Genomic DNA, 21711 nt, shown 5'->3' on the forward strand with positions numbered 1-21711 from the left:
GGGACCCGCCGGCGTCTGCGTGCTGGAAGTGCGCGCATCCGTCACCCCCGCATCCGCTTCCCCTCCCCGAGGAGAGTGCGCTCGCAGTGCGACTCGACGCGCTGGAGGAGGCACTCGTGGTCGGATGCGCGGCCGAGGTCCTGCGCAGGCTGCGGGACGGCAGCATGCAGCCAGGCGAAGAAGCCGTGCTGCACCGCGAGGACGGCTCGGTCAGCTGGTGTCGCGTGGAGCCTGACCCGGAGTGCGCCTGCCGGTTCGAGCTGTCGGAGCTGCCAGCGATCGGAGGAACCTCGAAGGAGCCCTCCGACTGTGCCCCGATGCCTCTGAGCGAGTCAGCGTGATCGACTCGCGAGCACGCGTGACCGCCACATAGAGCAGCCGTCGCTCCTCGTCGATCTCGGCGTCGGTGCGGGCGTAGGAGATGGGCATGAGGCCCTCACTGAGGCCGGCGACGATCACGTGATCCCATTCGAGGCCCTTTGCCGCATGCATGGTCGCGATCGTGACCGCATTCGTCTTCGGATCGCTGTCAGAGGCCGCGAGCGCATCAAGCTGCTGCGAGAACTGCCGCATGGTGGTGCCGGCGGCTGCCTCTTCTGCCATGCGCACGAGGCTCTGCCCCGCCGCCCACTCTGCCCGTTCGGCGCCGTGGGCCTCTGGCTCCTTGGACGACCATCCGGCCTCGTGTGCCAGATCGACCACCTGCTGGAACAGGGGGCGGCCGTCGTCGCTGGTGCGGATGACCGTCGTGAGCCGGCGAACGAGGGGCAGCGAGAAGAACTTGCCGCTGTCGGATCGGACTGCGACTCCCTGATCGCGAATGGCACGCTCGATGGGCGGCGACTGCGCATGGAATCTCACCAGCACTGCGATCTCGGCGGCAGAGGCGCCGCGGTCGATGAGCTCGCGCACGCTCTGCGCAATGGCCTGCGCCTCAGCGGCGTCGGTCGCGGCTGTCAGGATGCGCAGCGCCTCGCCGTCCTTGCGCATGGGCTCGAGCTCGAGGCTCATCGATCCCTGCACACCGGCACGCGCCAGGCTGTTCGCGGCATGCACCACATTCGCCTGCGAGCGGTAGCTCTGCGTGAGCTCGATCACCCGGGCGTCCTGGTAGTCGCTTCTGAACTTCGAGAGGCTCGTCGGGTCTGCGCCCGCAAACGAGTAGATCGTCTGGTTCGGATCGCCCACAACGCAGACGTCTCGTCGCTGCCCGAGCCACAGTTCGAGCAGCTGGGCCTGCACCGGCGAGACATCCTGATACTCGTCGACGGTGAAGTAACGGTACTGGTCGCGAACCTGCTGCAGCACGCCCGGCTCACGCGAGAGCATGCCGGCGGTCGCAAGCAGCACGTCCTCGAAGTCGAGCTGGCGGCGGTCATCCTTCATCCGCTCGTAGGCGAGGTGCAGGTCGACGACCGCATCGATGCCGAGGCCACCCGGCATCCCGCGATGCTTGGCTGCCTCTGCGTAGCCCTCGATCGTGAGCGACCGGGCCTTGCGCCATTCGATCTCGCCGGCGACGTCGCGGAGCGTCGGTGTGTCGAGTCTCATCTGCAGCTGGGCGGCAGCGTCGGCGACGGTCGACACCTTGCCCGGCAGGATCTCGGCGACGCGAGTGCCGAGCACGCGGGGCCAGAAGTACCCCAGCTGCGACAGCGCCGCGGCGTGGAACGTTCTCGTGTGCACGCCGCCGGCTCCGAGGGCCAGCAGCCTCGCGCGCATCTCACCCGCGGCCTTCGTCGTGAACGTGAGCGCCATCACCCTCTGGGGGTCGATCGCACCGGTAGCGACTCCGTAGGCCAGTCGGTGCGTGATGGTTCGGGTCTTGCCGGTTCCGGCACCGGCGAGAATGCAGACCGGCCCCGTCAGCGCCGTCGCAGCGCGCTGCTGCTGCTCGTCGAGCCTCGAGAGGATGTCGTCTGCCCCCGGAACCTCGGAACCCCCGACAGCTGCGTCCGTCATCGCTGCGAGACCGCGCTCAGGTCGCCGTCCAGCCAGCGCTCGATGATCGTCCTCGCAATCGACCCGCGGCCGGGAAGATCCACGACTCCATTGCGAATGTCGTCTCGCGTGAGCCAGCGCGCATCCCGAATCTCAATGCCGTCGGGCTCGAGGTCTTCGGCGCGCTCGGCGACAGCCGAGAATCCCACCATCAGCGAACGGGGGTACGGCCACGGCTGCGACGAGACGTACTCGATTGCGGTCAGCTTCAGGCCGACCTCTTCGAGCGCCTCACGGGCGACCGCCGACTCGAGGGACTCCCCCGGGTCGACGAATCCTGCCACCAGCGAGTAGCGCCGCTCGGGCCAGGCGCTGTTGTTCGCGAGCAGCAGCCGGTCTCCGCTCCTGTCGAGGACAGCGACGATGACCGCCGGGTCTGTTCTCGGAAAATGCTGTCGACCCGACGAGTCCTCTCGTGTCCAGCCCGCATGCACGACACGGGTCGGCGAACCGTCGACCGGCGAGAAGCTGTGGTCGCGGTGCCACGTTGCGAGTGCCAGGGCCTGCACGGCAATGGCTGCCTCGTCGGAGCTCAGCGTCACTGCGAGCTCACGCGCCTCAGACCATTCGAAGCCGGGCTCATCACCGTCGAAGCCGATGGCGGCCACCCAGTGCTCGCTGCGCTCGTCGACTCCGAGCCATACGAGCACGTGTTCGGCGAGGTCAGCGTCGCGCACGTCCGCGAGGCGTCCGCCATCGACTGCGAGGCGTGCGCCGCCGCCGACGGCGATCACATGACGCTGCGGGTCGAGCATCGCTGCGTGGAGCATCGCATCGGCTGCTCCCTCTGCGTTGTCGAGCCCTCTTCGCGAGAGGCTTCCGAACGGCATGTGCCCTCCTCTTCGCCGCGTGGCACCTCGAGCGGCACCCGCGAACCGACTACCCTGACCGCATGGCCACGAACCCCTTCACTCTAGCCGCGCTGGCTACTACCGCGGTCGAAGGCATCGCCTTCTCGGCTGCCACAGATGACGGCTCGAACCGAGAATACGAGCGTGTCGCCGCGACGACGGTCGAGGGCGAAGTGCTCAGCATCGTGATCCCCAGAACCCCGAAGTCTCTCGAGCGGATGCGCAATGAAGTGACAGCGCTGGCTGCAGCGAGCGAAGGCGTCCGGGAGAGGCTTCCGTTCGAGGTGACGCAGCTGCTCGGCCGCGCACCGGTCGGCAACACCGAGCTGTTCATCTGGCGACGCCTCGGCGGCACGCCCATGGAGCTCGAGTCACTCGGCGACGACGGACTCGCAGCGAGCATCGGCGCGGCTCTCGCGGGCATCCATGAGCTTCCGACCAGCATCGTGGCCGACTCCGGGCTTCCCCACCGATCCAGTGCACGCGTTCGCGAAGACCTGCTTCGCGTCTTCGACAAGGCCGCGCAGACCGGCCGAGTGCCGGCTGGCCTGCTCGAGCGGTGGGAGCGCGCTGCCGACAATCCCGAGCTGTGGCAGTTTACCCCCACCGTCGTGCACGGCGACCTTGGCGCACCCGCGCTTCGGATCGACCTCGGACGCGTCAGCGGCATCGAGGGCTGGCACTCCCTGAGCGTGGGCGACCCGGCAAGAGACCTCGCGTGGTTGCTCGGCAGCGCGCAGTTCGACGCTGTCGACGAGGCCTTCGTCGCCTACGCGTCGCATCGCTCGGCAGATCGCCACCTCCGTGCTCGCGGCATGTTGCATGCCGAACTCGACATCGCCCGCTGGCTGCTGTTCGGGGTCGACGCGGGCGATCAGAGCACCATCGACGACGCCGTGAGCATGATGCACGCGCTCATCGAGCGTGTCGACGACACCGAAGACGACTCCGTGAAGATCCAGCCCCAGAGGCTCGACACCATGGACCTCAGCGAAGTGCAGCAGATGCTCGACAAGAACGCGTCGCTCGGCATGGCCCGCGGCTCGCTCGGAGCATCCGGCAGCGAATCAGCCGCCGCCAGCGCTGCCGATCACGAGGCCACTGTTCCGGTCGCCGACGAAGAAGCCGAAGCAGCAGACACGGAAGACGCCGACGAGCTCAGCGATCTCTCGGCCGACGACCTCGACATCGACGACCGCGAGTCACCCGAGAGCGCCGACCGCAGCTAGAGCTGCAGCCGGGCCTCGTCGAGCTGCGCGATCAGCTCGTCTTTCGTCATCGGATGCTCGAGGCGCACGACCTCGTCGTCAGCGACGTAGTAGAGCTCGACATCGACCAGGCTCGGATCGATGCCAGCGTGCTCGGCGTATGCCGCACGATAGAGCGCGAGCTGCAGGCCGCGAAGCCGCACCTGCTCACGCCCCACCGGCTTTCGTCCCGTCTTCCAGTCGACCACGAGAATCCGGTCTCCGTCGGCGAACACCGCGTCGATCTTGCACACCACGGTCGTCGCTCCGAGCGGCAGGTGCACTTCGATCTCCGTGTGCAGCGGCTGCAGACGGCTCGTCGTGTACTTCGATCGCAGGAACGTCTGGCGAAGCTCTTCGAGGCGGTCGACGTCGAGGCCCGGCAGCTCGGCATCGCCGAACGACTCGGGCTCGAAGTCGATCTCGTCGCCGAGTCCGGGTGCCGCCAGAAGCGACTCGGCCATGGAGTGGAACAGTGTGCCCAGACGAGCCTGCGGCCACGGCTTCTGCGGCATCGGCCGCTGCTGCTGCTGTTGCGCGTGCACAGGATCGGTGACCCACTCGTGAAAGCTCGAAGCATTGAGGCGTTCTGGCAGAGGGGCATCCGGCTCTCGCGAGTCGCGTGCTGACAGCAGGGCTTCGATATGACGCTCGAGCTGCTCGTCGTCAAGATCGCCTGCGCTGGCGACCATCTCTGCAGCGTCTTCAACGCGCTCTCGTCGAACGGAGAACGGATCCGGAGGCCACACGACCGTGTCATCGCGCGATTCTGCTCCGGAGTCCGGAATCGGCTCAAGGTCGGCTCCCAGCGCTTCTGCACACTCGACGAGGAACGCGCCTGGGGCACTGGGCTTCTTGCCTGCTGGGAGAAGGCTGGCGCCAGAGAGCCAGAGCGAGTTGCGGGCGCGCGTCGCGGCCACATACGCGATGCGCCGCTCCTCTGCCGCATGCTGGTCGCGGTTCTCGTCTTTGAATCGCTTGAGCTCGGTCGCGAAATCGGATGCCGTGGTCACCGAATCGAGGTCGAACACCGGCAGCGAGTCGCGGTCACCGCGGAACTCGAACGGCAGCGCACCCGACGAGAACCATCCGTTCGTGTCTCTGGAGTTCTTCGGAAACTTCAGGTGAGCCTGACCCGGCACGGCGACGAGATCCCACTCCAGGCCCTTCGAGCCGTGCATCGTGATCAGCTGCACGACACCGGGCTGAGGTTCAGGAGGCGGCGTGGTGATGCTGTCATCGTCTTCTGCGACTGTGATCCACTCGACGAGTGCGTCGAGGCTGAGCCCCGGCATCGACACCTGCAGCGATGCGACCTGATCGATGAACTGGTCGAGCACTGCTGTGTCGCGATGCTCGTTGGCCTCGAGCTCGAGGTCGATGCCCATGGTGCGGATCACGAGGCGCACGAGCTCGACAGGAGCAAGGTGCCTGTTGCCTCTGATGAACCGAAGCTCTGCTGCCAGCGACTGCATCCGCTCAAGCCCGACCACCGAGATCCGGTGGCTGGGCAGCCAGCTGCGCTCGTCGAGCAGCGAGTCGAGCGCATCTGCAGTCGACGCGATGTCGTCGTGACCGCTCTGCTCGCGCATCGACTTCGACTGTTCGCCGGCTTCGCGTTTCGCGAGTGCTCGCGAGTAGTCGACCAGTGCCTGCAGGTCGGCCGTGCCGATCCGCCATCTCGACGACGTCAGCAGCCGCAGCAGCGCACTGCCTTCGTCTGACCGAGCCGCGACCTTGAGCGTGGATGAGACGTCGACCACCGCGGGGTCGAAGAGCAGCCCCTCGCCGCCGACCATCACATAGTCGATGCCGTGGTCTTCAAGCGCATTCGCGAAGAAGCGCATGTGCTTTTTCACTCGAAAGAGGATCGCGGCCGTCGGAAGCTTGTCGCGCTGCCGGATGCGCTCGGCCATCCACGTCGCGAGCGCGGCAGCCTCGTCGCTGGTCTGCTCATAGAAGCCGATTGTGACCTCGCCCTCGCCCGCGTCGGGCCTGGGCTCGAGCGGCTCGACGCCTTCGCTGCCCGGCAGCTCGGCAGCGATGCGGTTCGCAACCGTGAGCACTCGGCGGTCGTTGCGCCACGATGTCGGCAGCGAGAAGCCCAGTGCCCCGTCGAAATCGTCGAGGAATCGCTCGAGGGTTCCGGCGGCGGCGCCTCGCCAGCCGTAGATCGACTGATTCGGGTCGCCGACCGCCATGACCGCGTGGGATGCGAACAGTGCAGACAGCAGGCGGACCTGCATCACAGAGGTGTCTTGGTACTCGTCGAGCAGCACCACCGAGAAGCGTGATCTGACGTCTTCTCGCACCTGCGGAATCTCTTCTATCGCCTGGATCGCAAGTCGCACCTGGTCACTGAACTCGACCACGCCGCGTGCGAGCTTCAGCTGTTCGTACGCCTCGACCAGATCGACCAGCGGCTCGAGGCGCCCGAGCGTGTCAGCGCGATCGACGAGGGTCGTCATGTCAGTCGCCTTCGACGCGGTGTCTGAGAGGCTGATGGCGTGCAGCTGCTCGGGCACTCGCTCGGCGAAGGCACGAAGCTGTGCAGCGTCGACCAGGTTGTCGCCCATGGCTCTTGCGAGGCCGAGCACCTGCTTCACCACTGTCGACACCGAGCCGATCTCTGCCAGGCGCGGGTCAACGCTCGCCGTCACGACTTCGCGAGCGAGCATCCGTGCCGACGCCTCGGTGAGCACCTGCGCATTCGGATCACGCCCGATGAGCAGCGCGTAGTCACGGAAGAGCTCGTTCGCGAACGAGTTGTATGTCGAGACCTTGGGGGTCTCGTCGGCTCCCTCGCGCGACAGAAGCCCTGCGCGGTCGAGCAGGCCGAGCCGCTTGCGGAAGCGCTCGTCAAGCTCGCCAGCGGCCTTGCGGGTGAACGTGAGGCCCAGCACCTGGTCTGGCCGGATGCCGGTTGCCTTCTCGTTGGCGAGCAGCCAGAGCACCCGATGAGCCATGGTCTCGGTCTTGCCGCTGCCGGCTCCGGCGACCACCAGCGCGGGCTGGTCCCACGGGGCGGTCACGACGGGCGACTGCTGCGCACTCGGCGGGAAGATCGGCTTCTCATCGTCGTCGCGCACCTCGTTCATGATGCGCGTGATCTCGTCGGGCCCGAGGAGCTGAAGGTCGGAGTCGGTCATGATGTCACCTGTTCGATGATGTGGAATGCACAGTCGGGTCTGAAGCCGTCGGAGTTCTCGCAGTGCGATGACGGATGCGCGATGAAGCTCGTGCCCGACATCTGCTCTGCAGCGGCGAGCACTCGTTCTCTGAACTCCTGCAGCGAGCTCTCGGTCAGGGGCTCCTGCTTGAGAGCCCATGTTTCAGGCTTCTTCGTTGTCTTGCTCGGGTACACGAGTCGCGCGTCGACGACTGCGGCATCGCTGAGCCCCTCGACGGCTCCTGTCGCCACGGCAAGCTGATACGACTGCAGCTGCGGGTTGGCCGAAACCTCTTCTTTCGACGGCGCCGACTTGCCCGTCTTGAGGTCTGCGATGCGCACGCCGTCTGGGCCGCGCTCGACCCAGTCGATGGACCCTCTGAGCTCGACGCCGTCGACGTCTGCGCTGAACTTCGCCTCGCGAAGCTGCGTGTCGATGCGATAGCCCTGGCTCTGCACGAGCTCGAAGTACGTCTCGAGCCGCTCGACGATCTCGCGCAGCTCGGCTCTGGACCGCTGGTCTTCCCAGGGCGCGGAGAACTGCAGCTCGTCCCAGTGCGCGAGCGCAAGGCCTTCGAGCTCGTCGGCTGTGAACAGCCGCGCATGCTCGACGGCCGCGTGGATGATCGTGCCGATCTGGCGGTGTGTGCCGATGGAGTCACCCGAGAGGTTTCCGACGACCCACTGCACCTGACACTCTTCGAATCGTTCGATCTTCGACGGGGAGACGCCCTGCGGCTTGAGATCGATCTCTTCTGCCTCTTCTGCGTGCGGAGCAGGCTCAGACAGCGCCTGACGCCCGGCCCATACATCGGGGTGGGCTCCCTCAACACCTCGATCAGCCAGGAGACGAAGTGCCGCCGCCGCGCGCGCTCGTTCAGCCGTGTCGCTGTCGAAGTCAGTCAGGGTTCTTCGCAGCTGCGCCGTCAGGGCGCCGAGCGTCGTGGCGTTGCGAGCTGTTGCCGCGGTGATGCCGAGCCGCACAGCGAACTCTGACGCGTCGGAGTCAGCAGAGTCGACCGCAGTGACCAGCAGGCGATTCGCAGCCCGTGAGACCGCGAGGGCGAGCAGTCGCGCCTCGTCGCTGCGGACCTCCTCTCGGCTGGCCGAGCCGCGAACGAATGCCGCAGCGTCGAGCAGCGACGATCGGAGCCTGAGGTTTGGCCAGACGGCGTCGTTGACGCCGGCAACGCAGACGGTGTCGAACTCACGGCCGAGAAACGACGACGGGGTTCCGACGGCAACAGTCTCTGCGGCTCCCCTGCCCGCCAGCGAGTCGTCTTCGACACTGGCCGCCTGCCACTGCTCGACGAACTGGAGCGCGGTCATCGTCGGATGGCGTTCGGCCACGAATCCGACGTGCCGCATCAGCGCGACCACGGCATCGAGTCGCTCATTGGCCGCGCGCGCAACAACGCCATCGCCGCCCGCCTGCTCAGCCCAGGCCTCTGCGGTGCCGAAGCCCTCCCAGAGCTGCCACAGCAGGTCTTGCGGTGACGCATCGGCCGAGCCTGAAGACGCTGACAGCACCGTGGCGAGCCTCCGTGCTCGACGGATCACACGCGACTGCGGAAACGCGTCGAAGTCATCTGGGCTCGTGAACAGCTCGACGAGCCGCTCGTCGACGCTGAGCGCTGAGTCATCGGCCAGCAGCTGCACCCACAGCGCGCGACGGAGGCGACGCAGCTGCAGCGAGTCGAGGTCGATGAACGGGCTGCTGAGCAGCCGCAGGAGCGTCACCGCATCGAGCTCTTGCCGACCGGTCGCAATGGCCATCGCATCGATCAGCCCCTGCACCGCCACCGAGCCTCGCAGCGCAGTCGAGCCGGATCTCGATGTCGGAACATCGAGCCCCACGAGTGCTGACGTGAGCTGACGTGCAAGGCCGCTGGTGCGTGTGATGACCGCCATCTGCGACCACGGGACGCCAGCGACGATGTGTCGCTCGCGCAGTTCGTCTGCGATGAGCCTCGCCTCGGCAGCGGCGCTCGGTGCCGACTGCACGAGTGCTTCTGCATCGTGACCGGCCTCTGCGAACTGCCGCTGATCCGTTGAGCCTGCAACCCCGACCCGCTCGACGACCGTGCGATACGCGCTGGCGACAGCCCCGCCCATCCGATGACTCTTCGGGAGACGAATGGTCTCGTCGACGCGCATGCTGTTCATGATGCCCGGCTGTGCGCCGCGGAACATTCCGGTCGCGACGTCGGGATCGCCGGCGATGACGAGCCCTGTCTTCGCATCATGCGCACCGGCAAGCGCTTCGACGAACTCGAGCTGCCCCTGCGTCAGCTCTTGCGCATCGTCGATCACGAGCAGATCGAACTCGGGCGCCTGCCCGGCTGCTGCGATCTGCGTGGCCTCTCGCAAGAGGGAAGGAGTCGTGACGATTCTCGCGGAATCACCCGATTCGAGCAGGAGCCCGAACTCGAACTGCTTCCAGATGCGGGCGACAGCCTGCCACGTCTCGTTCGGCTGCTGCATGTTCAGCGCGTGTTCGAGCAGGTCGTCTGGGGTCATGCCCCGCTCGGTGGCCCGTGCGATGAATTCGCGCAGCTCTGCACGGAACTCGGGCAGCAGCCGGACCTGCTCGCGCAGATGCGAAGGCCAGACGACGCCGTCTGCCGACGCGCCGTCGATCTCGAGAACCTCACGCCACCTTGCGTCTTCGTCGCTGCCGCCGAGCAGAGCAGACGGTGCTCCGTGCTCGGCCATCGAGCGCTGTCGCACGATCGCATGGGCAAGCGAGGCGAAGGTTCGGGCCAGCGGGCCCGGGGTCGTGACGGCCAGCGCTCGAGCGATGCGGTCGCGGAGGCGCGAGGCGGTCTCGCGGGAGCCTGTGAGCAGCAGCACGCGATCGGGAGCCCCTCCGTCGGCGATGAACTGCGTCACGCAGGCCACTGCCGCCGTCGTCTTGCCGCTGCCCGGAGCACCGAGCAGCCGCACGCGACTCTGGGGTGCCAGTGCGACGACGCGAAGCTGTTCTGAGCCGAGTTCTGGCTGCTGATTCATCATGCGATTCACCCTACTGATTACCCCTGACGCGAACGGCTGTGCATGCGGGCGAGAAACCCAATATCCTCATGGCATGGACATTCGCATCGGCATCAAAGACACTGCACGCGAGATCGCGTTCGACACCGACCAGTCGCGCGACGACGTCGAGCGGACGGTGGTCGAAGCACTCGACCAGAGCGTTCTCACGCTCGACGACAGCAAGGGTCGTCGTTACATCGTGCCTTCGTCGCAGATCGCGTACATCGAGATCGGCACCGACAGCGCTCGCAAGATCGGCTTCGTGGCCTGATGACGCTCCTGGTCGTGATGGTGATCGGGGCGGCCCTCGGCCTCCTGGTCCGCTACGTGCTGCCCTACCGCGAAACGTACGGAGCCCTGCTGACTGCAGGAGTCTCATGCGCCGTCACCGGCATCGTGTGGGGCGCGCTGCTGCTGACGCTCGAGATGACACCCGACCAGCCGGCGATCTGGCTGATCTCGCTCGCCGCCGGCTTTGTCGCCGCCGCGATCATCCCCTTCGCCGTCGGCAAGTCACGGCCCAAGCGCGACCGCGAGCAGCTCGAGAGCCTTCTGGCAACGCGAAGCTGAGCAGACGCTGCCGTGTCTACGCGGTGAGGCCCAGCGCGTCCATGCGACGCGAGTGACCGGCGACGATGTCGTTGAACGCGGGCTCGAGCAGGCCCTCGCCCGGCGCATTGTCGGCGAGGGTCGAGCTGTCTCCGCCGTTGACAGCGATGTACATCTGCAGCAGCGTGTCGCCGACGAGCCTGCGGCCCCACAGCGCCAGGCGTGATCCGAGGCGCGGGTTCGCCTCGACGACTGTGCGCAGCATTGACGAGAGGATCGGCTGACCGGTCTCGCGCTCAAGCGCCCGCAGCACGGGCCCTCGGTATGACTCCGGCAGGCCGCCCGCATATGCGATCAGGAAGTCGATCAGCAGACCGCTCGTGACGTGCAGGCTGAGCAGCAGCTCGTACCAGTCGGCGCCGCTCGTGGCGCGCATGAATCGCTCGGTCTCGGTCAGGAACGGCTGCATCGCCTCTACGGGATCAGCCTCGTCGCTTCTGATCAGCGACGCGAAGGCAGAGTACCGATCTGCGACGATTCTCGTCACTTCGGCGACCTGTGCCTTAGACTCTAGGTTGGGAGCCTCACTGACCGCCGTTGCCGCCTGCTGGAGAACAGCAAGCTCAAGCGCCGCAGCCTGACCGAGATAGACACCCGGCTCGGGCCGCAGGTCCTGTAGAAGAACGAGGTCACCCTGTGCCCGGGGCTTGCGAGGACGCAACAACGGGGCAAGCGCCTCTCTGGGCGTCCGATCAAACCACTTCACCACGCCATGAGTCTATGCGCAATCGGATGCCTGGGCGCTATCCGCAACGCGGCGTGGAAGACGAGAACAGGTATACATTGACTTTCGAAGAACTCAGCATCGACAGCGACATCAGCGCTGCACTGGCCGACAAGGGCATCCTTGAGCCGTTTCCGATCCAGCAGCAGTGCATCCCCCTGGGGCTGCGCGGCACCGACATCATCGGCCAGGCGAAGACCGGAACGGGCAAGACGTTCGCGTTCGGCATCCCCGTGGCCCAGCGACTCGGCCTCAGCCCCGAGCCAGGCGTCAAGGCGCTGATCGTCGTTCCCACCCGCGAGCTCGCGGTGCAGGTGACAGAAGACATGGAGCTCATCACCTCCCGCCGTGACACCAAGGTCGTCGCCATCTACGGCGGCAAGGCGTACGACGGCCAGATCGCAGAGCTGAAGGCCGGCGCCCAGATCGTCGTCGGCACGCCCGGCCGTCTGCTCGACCTCGCCGGACAGCGCATGCTCGACCTGTCGAAGATCGAAACGATGGTGCTCGACGAGGCCGACCGCATGCTCGACCTGGGCTTCCTGCCCGACGTCGAGCGCCTGTTCTCGCTCACGCCCGAGGGCCGCCACACCATGCTCTTCTCGGCGACCATGCCCGGTGCCATCGTCTCGCTCGCGCGCCGCTTCATGTCGCGTCCCATGCACATCCGCGCATCCGAGCCCGACGAGACGAAGACTCAGGCGAACATCCGCCACATGGTCTACCGCGCGCACGCACTCGACAAAGACGAGGTGATCGGCCGCATCCTGCAGGCTGAAGGACGCGGCAAGACCGTGATCTTCACGCGCACGAAGCGTGCCGCCTCGAAACTGGTCGAAGAGCTGCGCGATCGCGGATTCGCAGCCGCATCCGTGCACGGCGACATGAGCCAGGAGGCTCGCGAGCGCGCCATGGTCTCGTTCAAGACGGGCAAGAAGGATGTGCTCATCGCCACCGACGTCGCGGCACGCGGCATCGACGTGCTCGATGTCACCCACGTCATCAACCACACCATTCCCGAAGACGAGAAGGCATACCTGCACCGTGTGGGCCGCACCGGCCGCGCGGGCCGCACCGGCATCGCCGTCACCTTCGTCGACTGGGAGGACATGCACAAGTGGTCGATCATCGATCGCGCTCTCGACATGAACCAGCCCGCGCCCGTCGAGACCTACTCGTCGAGCCCGCACCTGTTCGAAGACATGGGCATCCCTGCGGGATCAAAGGGCCGTCTGATCGCGACTCCCCCTGCACCCAAGTCGTCGAGCAGCTCACGCCGCGAGCGCGGTGACCGCAGCCGCTCCAACGAACGCAGCCAGTCGAACGAGCGCAGCGAGCGTCCCGCACGCGAGGCGAAGGCCGATGGCGACGCAGCTCCTCGCCGTCGCCGTCGCCGTCGTCGCACGTCTTCTAGTCAGAACTCCGCAGAGACGTCGGAATGACCGGCTCCGTGCCGGAAGCCTCTTCGACGATCAGCTGAAGCGCCACTGGCGCGGTCGTGTTCTCGCCCATCCTGTTGGGCTTGCCGCGTCCGTGCCAGTCGCTTGAGCCCGTCGCGACGAGGTCGAACTCCTGCGCGCGCTCCATCAGCCACTCCCGATCCTGTTCGGGATTGTCGCGGTGGAACACCTCGAGGCCGAACAGGCCCGCGTCGACCAGCTTGACGAGTTCGTCGCGCTCCATCATCGCTCTGCCTCGGGCGGCGGGGTGTGCGATGACGGGCACTCCCCCTGCCTCGCGGATGATGCGCACTGCGTGGGCGGGCTCTGGCGCACGGTGCGGCTGGTAGTAGCCGCCGCGCCAGTGCAGGATGCCGTCGAACGCCGCTGAGCGGTCGGGCACGATGCCGAGAGCCACCAGCGCATCGGCGATGTGCGGCCTTCCGATCGTGGCCCCTTCTCGGGCCTCGTCGACGACGTGCTGCCAGCGCAGCGGGTGATCGGCGCCAATCCGCTCGACCATGAGCTTCGCGCGTCCGAGTCGCTCCGCACGGATCCGCTCCCGCTCCTCGAGGAACGCGGGCGCGTGCTCATCGAGCAGGTAGCCGAGGATGTGCACGCTGCGGTATTCGAGCTGCGACGAGAATTCGACGCCCGGAATCAGGGCGACTCCATGCTCCTGAGCGGCTTCGGCAGCCTCCTGCCATCCTGCAGTCGTGTCATGGTCTGTGATCGCCACCGCGCCGAGCCCCGCACGCTTGGCGGTCTCGACCAGCACACGCGGCGCATCCGTTCCGTCTGACGCGTTCGAGTGCGCATGCAGGTCAATGGGGCCGGCCAGGCCGTGCCAGTCGAATGCGGTGGGCATGCCCTTCATCCTAGGCTGGCGCGCTCACAGGGATCGCCAGGCGTGTTCTGTGCTTCGCACACAGTGGGCGCTCGTAGACTGACCCCGTGAAGAGGACCCTGCTCGCGACCGTTTTGGCACTGCCGATCCTGGCATGCCTCGTCGTGGCGGCTGTTCCGTCGCTGTTCGGGCTCGAGCAGGCGCCGATCGTCGCGCAGGTGGTCGCTGTTCGCATCGGCGTCGTCGGCATCGCCGTCGTGCTCGCGCTGCTGTTCTGCCTGCTGCTGGCACCGAAGGCGAGCCGGCGCTTTGCGGGCGTCGTGATCACGATGCTCGTGGTGTTCTCACTCGTGTCCTCCGGCATCCACTTCTCTCGCGGCACGGGATCGGGCGAGGCCGTGCAGGACGGTGACGTCACGGTGCTCTCCTGGAACACTCTGGGCGATGAGCCCTCGGTCGACCAGCTTGTCGCGCTCATCCTCGAGACAGAGGCCGACATTGTGGCACTGCCCGAGACAACCGGCGAGTACGCGACCGAGGCGGCCGTCGTGCTTCGCGACGCCGGGCATCCGTTCTGGGTCCACACGACGCACTTCTCACTCGACTACGGCGCGCTGAGCACGTCGCTGATGATCTCAGCCGACCTCGGCGAGTACACGACCGACCTCGAGATCGGTCAGACTCGAACGCTGCCGACGATCGTGGCGACTCCCGACGACGACAACGGTCCGACGATCGTGGCGACGCATCCGGTCGCGCCCATCCCCCAGCAGATGCGCAACTGGCGTTCAGACCTCGACTTCATCGCGAGCCTGTGCGGCCAGAGCGACTCCGTGATCATGGCCGGCGACTTCAACTCGACGGTCGATCACTGGTCGAGCCTCGGTTCAGACGGCGGCGACATCGGCACATGCCGCGATGCTGCCGCCAGCGTCGGAGCCGGAACATCGGGCACGTGGCCGTCCTCACTGCCGGCATGGCTCGGCGCGCAGATCGACCACGTCGTGGCGACCCCCGACTGGAAGCCGATCGACGCACGGGTGATCACGAGCACCGGCGACTCAGGCAGTGACCACAGGCCCATCGTCGCGGTGCTGCGCGAACAGCAGAGTCAGTGACGCCGAAGCAGCTGGCGGATGCCCCACATGGCCGCGCGCGCCCCTGCGGCTGACGAGAGCGTCTGGAAGTGCCCGGGTCGACGGATGCGCAGCCGACTCGCGCGGGACGGCACGAATTGGCTGGTGACGTGCGGGTCGCGCTGGGGTCTGATGCTGACGATCCGCACGCCGCTCGCGGCGTCCTTGCGAACCTGAGCCACGACGTCGCTCGACAGCCGCAGCTCCTTGACGGCCTTCAGCCGCGTCCTGTCAGCCCATGCGCTGCCGCCGAACGGCGTCGACAGCGCGACCAGGCCGACGGGCTGCACCACGTTGCGAGCGATGCGCTCTGCGAGCACCCGCAGCCCCACGATGCCGCCTTTCGAGTGGCCGATCACGACCACCGGCCGTCCTTCGGCCTCTTCGACAAGGCTCTCGAGCGCGCGGGCGACGAGCGGCGCCGCCTCGTCGACCGACATCAGGTGATGTCCCAGCTCGGGGACGAACCTCACCCGCACTCCGCGTGCGGCAAGGCTCGTCGCCAGGGGCTCCATGAAGTGCCACGAGTCCCATGCGCCGGGAACAGCGAGCGCGAGCACGTCAGCGTCCTCGGAGCCGAGGGTCTGCGCCTCACGCCGATTGACGCGCGACCGCACCTGCATGCCGGCCGCGTAGACGCCGTCTGCCATCGCGATGCGCAGGTCTCTCAGCAGGCTCAAGCGTGCTCCCGCAAGAACTCCTCGACCAGCTCCGAGACCGGCTTGGATCCTGTGATCATGGCTTCGTGCCCCTTGCCCTCTGCCGTGCGCATGGTCGCATTCGGAATCATCTCACTGACGCTCCGCACCCACGGCTCAGGGCACACGACGTCGCCCTCGCCGCGCATCACGAGGGTCGGCTGCGTGATGCGAGGCGCGACGTCCTCGAGGCGATGCTCGAGCATCGTGCCGAACTTCTTGAGAAACCAGCGCGGCCCCGCCTTCGCATACATCTTCATCCCGAGGAAGGCCACGATCGGCGGGTCGTTCAGCAAGTCCTGCAGCAGCCGGACCACCTGCTTCCAGGCAGACCTCTCGTCGTCATTGACGGTCGGTGCGATTAGCACGACCCTGCTGACCAGGTCTGGCCTTGCCACAGCGAGCTCAGCCACGACCTGCGTGCCCATGGAGTGCCCGAGGGCCACGACGGGGCCCGGGAGCATCTTGTCGAGTGCCTCGCCCAGCAGCCGGGCGAGCTGGGGCATGCTCAGCGATGCATCGGGCTCGGGGGACGATCCGAAGCCCGGCAGATCGACCGCCGCGACGTTGGCGTGCTTGAGGAGCGCCTTGCGAAGCAGACCGAAGTACTGCTGCCCCATGCCGATCCCGTGCACCAGCACGATCGTGTGCTCGTGCCCCGCATCCCAGTGGTGCAGCACGAGCGTGTGGTCGCCGGAGGTGAAGCGTGCGCCCTCGTCGTCGACCGCATTCGCCTGCCGCCAGTCGCGGCCCCCGATTCGCGGATGCCGCAGCCTGCGCCACGCACGCACAATCCGTCTGTTCTCATCGATCATGATTCTTCGACTCTAGGCCGCTTGAACCGAGGTGACACAATGGAGGCATGACTGAGACTACCGAACAGGAAGCCCCCCGCGCCACCGAGAACCGCTCGACGGTTCCCAGCGAGGCGGCGTTCACCACGTACATCCAGGAGCAGTGGGCCGATCGCGACGAGGCGACCCCCGAAGCGCGTCCGGCCGCCGAGCGAGCAGCAGCTCGCCGCGCCCGCGTCAGCGAGCGATTCGCCGGTGCCGCCGTCGTCGTCACTGCGGGCGGCTACAAGGTGCGCTCGAACGACACCGACTACCCCTTCCGCGCCCACACCAACTTCAGCTACCTCACCGGCTGGGGCACCGACTCCGTTCCCGACTCGGTGCTGGTGATGACACCATCCGCCGACGGCCACACGTCAACGCTGTTCTTCCGCGAACGTGCAACCCGCACCTCGAAGGAGTTCTACGCGAACCCCGAGATCGGCGAGTTCTGGACCGGCCCGCGCCCGTCGCTCGACCACGTCGCCGCAGACCTCGCCATCGAGGTACGTCCGCTCACCGAGCTCTCCGAGGCACTCGCTGCGCTGCCCTCGAAGACACTGCTGGTCGGCGAGCCCGACAGCTCGGTCTCCGGAGCCCTCGACGGCTCAGCAGACGCCGACGGGAGCGCATCGCTCGACACCTTCCTGAGCGAAGAGCGCCTCGTGAAGGACGCCTACGAGATCGAAGAGCTCCGAGCCGCAGTCGATGCGACGCAGCTCGGGTTCGACGACATGATCGAGCAGCTGCCGGCGGCCATCGCCCACGCACGCGGCGAGCGAGTGCTCGAGGGCACCTTCTTCCGCCGTGCGCGCATGGAGGGCAACGAGCTCGGCTACAGCACCATCATCGGCGCTGGCGCCAACGCCTGCTTCCTGCACTGGACGCGCAACGACGGTGCAGTGCGCGAGGGCGACCTCGTGCTCATCGACGCCGGCGTCGAGGTCGACAGCCTCTACACCGCTGACATCACGCGCACTCTGCCGATCAGCGGCACCTTCTCTGACGTGCAGCGCAAGGTCTACGACGCCGTGCTCGAGGCAGCCGACTACGCGCTGTCGATCGTGAAGCCCGGCATCGTGTTCCGCGACGTGCACGCGGCGGCCATGGAGGTCATCGCCAAGCGCACGGCAGAGTGGGGCATCCTGCCCGTCTCGGCCGAGGAGTCGCTCGCCGCGACCGGCCAGCACCACCGCCGCTACATGGTGCACGGCACCAGCCACCACCTCGGACTCGACGTGCACGACTGCGCCCAGGCGCGCCGCGACATGTACATGGACGGCGAGGTGCGCGAGGGCATGGTCTTCACAATCGAGCCCGGCCTCTACTTCCAGACCGACGACCTGACCGTGCCAGAAGAGCTGCGCGGCATCGGCGTGCGCATCGAAGACGACATCCTCGTCACGGCAGACGGCGCCGTGAACCTCTCAGCGGGCATCCCGCGCACGGCCGACGAGGTCGAGCGCTGGGTCTCGAAGCGCGACTAGTTCGAGCGCGGCTGGTCTGCAGGCGCTTCGCCTGCGGGCCGGTCGCCCGAAGGCTGCTCAACCGGGGGCTGGTCAACCGGGGGCTGCTGCGGAGCAGACGGACGGCCGGATGCGGGGTCAGCCTGCGCAGGCGGGCTCGGCTGTGCGGGCGGTGCCGGGTGTGCCGAGGGCGGCTGCTGTGTCGGCGGCATCTGCTGCTGCGGGGGGGTCTGCTGCTGCGGGACCTGCTGCGGCGGCGTCTGCTGCACCGGCGGCGTTGCGTTGAAGTTCGGGCCGAGCACGCGCTTGGCGTCGATTGCGACTTCGTGAGGCGCGATGAGCTCGAACTTGGCCGGCAAAACCTGTTGCACGCTCTGGAACTCGCGGCTCTTGCGGGTCAGCGAGTGCGTGACGACTCCGAGCAGCATGCCGAAGGCGATGCCGAGCGCAGGCATCGCGATGATCGTGAGGCCCGCCTCGGGCACCAGCAGCCAGAACACGACGCCGAGGAAGACGCCGAAGTACAGCCCTCGCATGGCTCCTGCCAGAGCGACGCGGCCGTAGGTGAGCCTGGCGACGACGCGCTCGACGAGCCGCAGCTCGGTGCCGACGATGGCGACGCCCTTGACGTTGATGTCGGCCTCGGCGAGCTTGTTGACTGCGCCCTGGGCCTCGTCGTAGTTGCGGAACGTGGCGACGGAGGCGCCCTCGGGCATTCGAGTCGAGCCTCGTGCGGGGATCATCGTCATTGCCCAATCCTCCCACGGACGCGCGCGCAAGTGCACGGTGTTCGCACCTGGTGAACGATAGGTTGGTGACCATGAGCGTCGCCAAGGCTTTTGTAGCCCGTCTTGCGGGCGTCCCCGTCTTCAATCCCGATGGTGACAAGGCTGGGCGCGTGCGCGATGTCGTCATCGTGAACCGCGCATCCGCCACTCCCCGCGTCATCGGAATGGTCGTCGAGCTCGGCGGCAAGCGACGGGCCTTCATGTCGATCGGCAGAGTGCTGTCGATCGGCGGAGGCCAGGTCATCAGCACCGGCAGATTCAGCCCCAAGCAGTTCAAGCAGCGCGGCGGCGAACAGCTGGTGCTCTCTGAGGTGCTGGGTCGCAGCGTGACGCTGCTCGACGGCTCGAAGGCGACGATCGAAGACCTCTCGATCGAGCACCTGGCCAACGGCGAGTGGCAGGTCGACGAGGTGTTCCTGCGCAGGCCGCGCGTCGGCCCGTTCTCGAAGGGCAAGACGCTGCTGGTCGGCTGGGCAGAGACCCAGCGCGACGCCGAGGCAGAGAACGACTCCGGGCACCTGCTCGCGACGTTTGAAGACATGCCTGCGGCCGACGTCGCGAACGAGCTGCTCGACCTGCCGACGACGCGCCGGCTCGAAGTGGTCGACGACTTCACCGACGGCAGGCTCGCCGATGTGCTCGAAGAGATGAAGCTCGACAGCCAGGTCGACATCCTCGACTCGCTCGACGACGATCGCGCAGCCGAAGTGCTCGACCACATGCAGCCCGACGACGCGGCCGACCTGATCGCCCAGCTGTCAGACGAGCGCATGGAGACCCTGCTCGGCCTCATGGAGCACGACGAGGCCGAAGACGTGCGCATGCTGCTGTCGTTCGCCCACGACAGCGCTGGCGGTCTCATGACCAGCGACCCGATAATCCTCGCCTCCGACGCGACGGTCGCCGAGGCACTGGCGATGGTTCGCAATCACGAGGTGGCACCGGCCCTCGCCGCTGCCGTCTGCGTGACACTGCCGCCCTACGAGACGCCGACGGGCAAGTTCCTCGGCACCGTGCATTTTCAGCGCCTGCTTCGCTACCCGCCGGGCGAGCGCCTGGGCACGCTGCTCGATGACAACCTCGACCCGGTGCACGCCAGCACGAGCGACGCAGAGGTCACCAGGCTCATGGCGACCTACAACCTCGTGCAGCTGCCGGTCGTCGACGATGCAGGCCATCTGCTCGGTGTCGTCACCATCGACGACGTCCTCGACCACATACTGCCCGACGACTGGCGCGACCAGGACGACCGCCAGGAGGTGAACGATGGCTGACGACGAGATCACACAGCCCAAGCGCGGAGGCCGCAAGCAGAAGAACGACCGCGGCGACCGCTTCGGAGAGTTCACCGAGATGTTCGCCCGCGGCATGGGAACCCCCGCATTCCTCGTGGGCATGACGATCGTCTGCGGATTCTGGCTGATCTACAATTCGATCGTTCCAGAAGACGGCCAGTTCGACCCCGAGCGCCTCGGCTTTCCGCTGCTGACGCTGGTGCTCAGCCTGCAGGCCTCGTATGCCGCTCCCCTGCTGCTGCTCGCGCAGAACCGCCAGGACGACCGCGACCGCGTGCAGATCGAGCACGACCGCATGCGCGCAGAGCGCAACCTGAACGACACCGAGTACCTCGCCCGCGAGGTCACGGCACTGCGGATGGCGATGCGCGACATGGCGACGAAGGACTGGCTGCGCGCAGAGATCAAGGGGCTGCTTGACGAGCTCGAAGAGCAGCGAGCAGACGACAGCAGGGCCCGTGACACCTGAAGCCGCGGGGAGCGCTGACGACCGGCTGCTGCGAGCACTGGCGCACGTCCAGGATCCCGAGATCCGGCGGCCGCTGACCGAACTCGGCATGATCAGCCGCGCCGAGATCGACGGCGGCGTCGCCCGAGTGCAGGTCAAGCTGACGGTCGCCCACTGCCCCGCTGCCGACCGCATCCGCGACGACGTCCGTGCCGCCGCATCCGCCGCCGAAGGGGTCGACGAGGTCGAGCTCGACGTCACCGTCATGGAGCCCGCCGAGCGCAAGGCCCTCGTCGAACGCCTCAAGTCGTCGCGCCCGATGCAGTTCGGACCCGACACCCTCACGCGCATCATCGCTGTCACGAGCGGCAAGGGCGGCGTCGGCAAGTCGACGGTGACCGCGAACCTCGCCGCCACGCTCGCTCGCCGGGGTCAGCGGGTCGGCCTCATCGACGCTGACGTGCACGGGTACTCGATCCCTGCGATCCTCGGCCTCGAGGCGCGCCCCACCCGCGTCGGCGAGCTCATGATGCCGCCGCAGATCCACGGCATCAGCGTCGTCTCGATCGGCATGTTCGTCGAAGGCAATCAGTCGGTCTCGTGGCGCGGACCCATGCTGCACCGCACCCTCGAGCAGTTTCTGCGCGACGTCTGGTGGGGCGACCTCGACACCCTCGTCATCGACATGCCTCCAGGCACCGGCGACGTTGCCATCTCGCTCGGCCAGCTGCTGCCGCACGCCGATGTCGTCGTCGTGACCACACCGCAGAAGTCCGCCGCCGACGTTGCAGAGCGCAGCGCCCTCGTGGCCAGGCAGACCGGTCAGCGAGTGATCGGCGTCGTCGAGAACATGACCGGACTCCGGCAGCCAGACGGCAGCGCGATCGAGGTCTTCGGCTCCGGCGGCGGCGACGAAGTGGCTCAGCGACTCGGCGTGCCGGTGCTGGCGCGGATTCCCCTGGCTGTCGAAGTGCGCTCTGGCGGCGACTCGGGCAATCCGGTCGCCCTGCACGACTCACCCGCGTCGCAGCCGTTCACAGACATGGCGGATGCGCTCAGCGACTCCCGCAAGTCGATGCGCGGCAAGAGCCTCCCGTTCAGCACCGATCGGTAGAGGCGCTGTG

Annotated in this window: 18 protein-coding genes; 9 read left to right on the forward strand and 9 right to left on the reverse strand. The window is 67.2% G+C overall.

The genetic code is table 11. From position 1 onward, the window contains the following. Nucleotides 1-210: 210 nt before the first annotated feature. Nucleotides 211-1962 (reverse strand): ATP-dependent helicase, encoded by a 1752-nt coding sequence (locus tag CZ674_RS07300; protein WP_086991866.1) that lies wholly within the window; start codon nt 1960-1962, stop codon nt 211-213. Continuing rightward, on the reverse strand, nt 1959-2831 hold the full coding sequence (gene nudC, locus CZ674_RS07305) for an NAD(+) diphosphatase (RefSeq protein WP_086991867.1): 873 nt from the start codon (nt 2829-2831) through the stop codon (nt 1959-1961). The genes CZ674_RS07300 and nudC overlap by 4 nt, the downstream gene beginning before the upstream one ends. Nucleotides 2832-2893: 62 nt before the next feature. On the opposite strand from nudC, the gene CZ674_RS07310 reads away from it, so the two are divergent. Then, on the forward strand, nt 2894-4081 hold the full coding sequence (locus CZ674_RS07310) for a phosphotransferase (RefSeq protein ID WP_086991868.1): 1188 nt from the start codon (nt 2894-2896) through the stop codon (nt 4079-4081). Here the strand turns inward: CZ674_RS07310 and CZ674_RS07315 are convergent. Further along, nucleotides 4078-7248 (reverse strand): ATP-dependent helicase, encoded by a 3171-nt coding sequence (locus CZ674_RS07315; protein ID WP_086991869.1) that lies wholly within the window; start codon nt 7246-7248, stop codon nt 4078-4080. The two genes, CZ674_RS07310 and CZ674_RS07315, sit on opposite strands and share 4 nt — an antisense overlap. Then, a complete protein-coding gene (locus tag CZ674_RS07320; RefSeq protein WP_086991870.1) occupies nt 7245-10283 on the reverse strand; it encodes an ATP-dependent DNA helicase in 3039 nt (1012 codons plus the stop codon). Before CZ674_RS07320 ends, CZ674_RS07315 begins: the two co-directional genes overlap by 4 nt. A gap of 73 nt (nt 10284-10356) precedes the next feature. Here CZ674_RS07320 and CZ674_RS07325 point away from each other — a divergent pair, with 73 nt between their 5' ends. After that, the gene (locus tag CZ674_RS07325; RefSeq protein WP_086991871.1) at nt 10357-10575 is read left to right on the forward strand and encodes a DUF3107 domain-containing protein; all 219 of its coding nucleotides are present in this window, start codon (nt 10357-10359) and stop codon (nt 10573-10575) included. Continuing rightward, entirely contained in the window at nt 10575-10874 is a 300-nt protein-coding gene (locus CZ674_RS07330) for a hypothetical protein (protein WP_086991872.1), read from the forward strand. Before CZ674_RS07325 ends, CZ674_RS07330 begins: the two co-directional genes overlap by 1 nt. 16 nt (nt 10875-10890) lie before the next feature. Here CZ674_RS07330 and CZ674_RS07335 read toward each other — a convergent pair whose 3' ends face one another. Then, complete coding sequence (locus CZ674_RS07335) at nt 10891-11622, reverse strand: ferritin-like fold-containing protein (protein ID WP_086991873.1); 732 nt, start codon at nt 11620-11622, stop codon at nt 10891-10893. 74 nt (nt 11623-11696) lie between these two features. Between CZ674_RS07335 and CZ674_RS07340 the strand changes: the two genes are divergently transcribed. Then, the gene (locus CZ674_RS07340; RefSeq protein ID WP_086991874.1) at nt 11697-13079 is read left to right on the forward strand and encodes a DEAD/DEAH box helicase; all 1383 of its coding nucleotides are present in this window, start codon (nt 11697-11699) and stop codon (nt 13077-13079) included. On the opposite strand, the gene CZ674_RS07345 is transcribed toward CZ674_RS07340, so the two are convergent. After that, on the reverse strand, nt 13048-13944 hold the full coding sequence (locus CZ674_RS07345; RefSeq protein ID WP_086991875.1) for a PHP domain-containing protein: 897 nt from the start codon (nt 13942-13944) through the stop codon (nt 13048-13050). The two genes, CZ674_RS07340 and CZ674_RS07345, sit on opposite strands and share 32 nt — an antisense overlap. 86 nt (nt 13945-14030) lie before the next feature. Between CZ674_RS07345 and CZ674_RS07350 the strand changes: the two genes are divergently transcribed. Beyond that, nucleotides 14031-15041, forward strand: coding sequence for an endonuclease/exonuclease/phosphatase family protein (locus CZ674_RS07350; RefSeq protein WP_086991876.1), 1011 nt, complete (start codon nt 14031-14033; stop codon nt 15039-15041). Here the strand turns inward: CZ674_RS07350 and CZ674_RS07355 are convergent. Next, complete coding sequence (locus CZ674_RS07355) at nt 15035-15739, reverse strand: esterase/lipase family protein (protein ID WP_086991877.1); 705 nt, start codon at nt 15737-15739, stop codon at nt 15035-15037. The two genes, CZ674_RS07350 and CZ674_RS07355, sit on opposite strands and share 7 nt — an antisense overlap. Next, nucleotides 15736-16572 (reverse strand): alpha/beta fold hydrolase, encoded by an 837-nt coding sequence (locus tag CZ674_RS07360; protein WP_086991878.1) that lies wholly within the window; start codon nt 16570-16572, stop codon nt 15736-15738. The genes CZ674_RS07355 and CZ674_RS07360 overlap by 4 nt, the downstream gene beginning before the upstream one ends. Nucleotides 16573-16619: 47 nt before the next feature. Here CZ674_RS07360 and CZ674_RS07365 point away from each other — a divergent pair, with 47 nt between their 5' ends. Continuing rightward, nucleotides 16620-18077 carry an aminopeptidase P family protein gene (locus CZ674_RS07365; protein ID WP_086991879.1) on the forward strand — a complete coding sequence of 486 codons (1458 nt, stop codon included), beginning with the start codon at nt 16620-16622 and terminating at the stop codon, nt 18075-18077. Here CZ674_RS07365 and CZ674_RS07370 read toward each other — a convergent pair. Then, nucleotides 18074-18805, reverse strand: a complete 732-nt coding sequence (locus tag CZ674_RS07370) for a general stress protein (RefSeq protein ID WP_086991880.1) — start codon at nt 18803-18805, stop codon at nt 18074-18076. The two genes, CZ674_RS07365 and CZ674_RS07370, sit on opposite strands and share 4 nt — an antisense overlap. A gap of 71 nt (nt 18806-18876) precedes the next feature. Between CZ674_RS07370 and CZ674_RS07375 the strand changes: the two genes are divergently transcribed. The 3 genes from CZ674_RS07375 to CZ674_RS07385 are packed head-to-tail and all read left to right on the forward strand — an operon-like array spanning nt 18877 to nt 21701. After that, the gene (locus CZ674_RS07375; protein WP_086991900.1) at nt 18877-20118 is read left to right on the forward strand and encodes a magnesium transporter MgtE N-terminal domain-containing protein; all 1242 of its coding nucleotides are present in this window, start codon (nt 18877-18879) and stop codon (nt 20116-20118) included. Continuing rightward, on the forward strand, nt 20111-20608 hold the full coding sequence (locus CZ674_RS07380) for a DUF1003 domain-containing protein (RefSeq protein WP_086991881.1): 498 nt from the start codon (nt 20111-20113) through the stop codon (nt 20606-20608). The genes CZ674_RS07375 and CZ674_RS07380 overlap by 8 nt, the downstream gene beginning before the upstream one ends. Continuing rightward, nucleotides 20598-21701, forward strand: coding sequence for an Mrp/NBP35 family ATP-binding protein (locus tag CZ674_RS07385; protein WP_200810058.1), 1104 nt, complete (start codon nt 20598-20600; stop codon nt 21699-21701). Before CZ674_RS07380 ends, CZ674_RS07385 begins: the two co-directional genes overlap by 11 nt. The last annotated feature ends 10 nt before the right edge of the window (nt 21702-21711 follow it).

Source organism: Agrococcus casei LMG 22410 (assembly GCF_900163565.1).
GTDB lineage: Bacteria > Actinomycetota > Actinomycetes > Actinomycetales > Microbacteriaceae > Agrococcus > Agrococcus casei.

What these genes read in the sequence shown, in the direction of transcription:
- CZ674_RS07380 (WP_086991881.1), top strand. Translation starts at nt 20,111, where the DNA reads ATGGCTGACGACGAGATCACACAGCCCAAGCGCGGAGGCCGCAAGCAG.
- CZ674_RS07315 (WP_086991869.1), bottom strand. Translation starts at nt 7,248, where the DNA reads ATGACCGACTCCGACCTTCAGCTCCTCGGGCCCGACGAGATCACGCGC.
- CZ674_RS07375 (WP_086991900.1), top strand. Translation starts at nt 18,877, where the DNA reads ATGAGCGTCGCCAAGGCTTTTGTAGCCCGTCTTGCGGGCGTCCCCGTC.
- CZ674_RS07360 (WP_086991878.1), bottom strand. Translation starts at nt 16,572, where the DNA reads ATGATCGATGAGAACAGACGGATTGTGCGTGCGTGGCGCAGGCTGCGG.
- CZ674_RS07370 (WP_086991880.1), bottom strand. Translation starts at nt 18,805, where the DNA reads ATGACGATGATCCCCGCACGAGGCTCGACTCGAATGCCCGAGGGCGCC.
- CZ674_RS07320 (WP_086991870.1), bottom strand. Translation starts at nt 10,283, where the DNA reads ATGATGAATCAGCAGCCAGAACTCGGCTCAGAACAGCTTCGCGTCGTC.
- CZ674_RS07310 (WP_086991868.1), top strand. Translation starts at nt 2,894, where the DNA reads ATGGCCACGAACCCCTTCACTCTAGCCGCGCTGGCTACTACCGCGGTC.
- CZ674_RS07345 (WP_086991875.1), bottom strand. Translation starts at nt 13,944, where the DNA reads ATGCCCACCGCATTCGACTGGCACGGCCTGGCCGGCCCCATTGACCTG.
- CZ674_RS07365 (WP_086991879.1), top strand. Translation starts at nt 16,620, where the DNA reads ATGACTGAGACTACCGAACAGGAAGCCCCCCGCGCCACCGAGAACCGC.
- CZ674_RS07325 (WP_086991871.1), top strand. Translation starts at nt 10,357, where the DNA reads ATGGACATTCGCATCGGCATCAAAGACACTGCACGCGAGATCGCGTTC.
- CZ674_RS07300 (WP_086991866.1), bottom strand. Translation starts at nt 1,962, where the DNA reads ATGACGGACGCAGCTGTCGGGGGTTCCGAGGTTCCGGGGGCAGACGAC.
- nudC (WP_086991867.1), bottom strand. Translation starts at nt 2,831, where the DNA reads ATGCCGTTCGGAAGCCTCTCGCGAAGAGGGCTCGACAACGCAGAGGGA.
- CZ674_RS07330 (WP_086991872.1), top strand. Translation starts at nt 10,575, where the DNA reads ATGACGCTCCTGGTCGTGATGGTGATCGGGGCGGCCCTCGGCCTCCTG.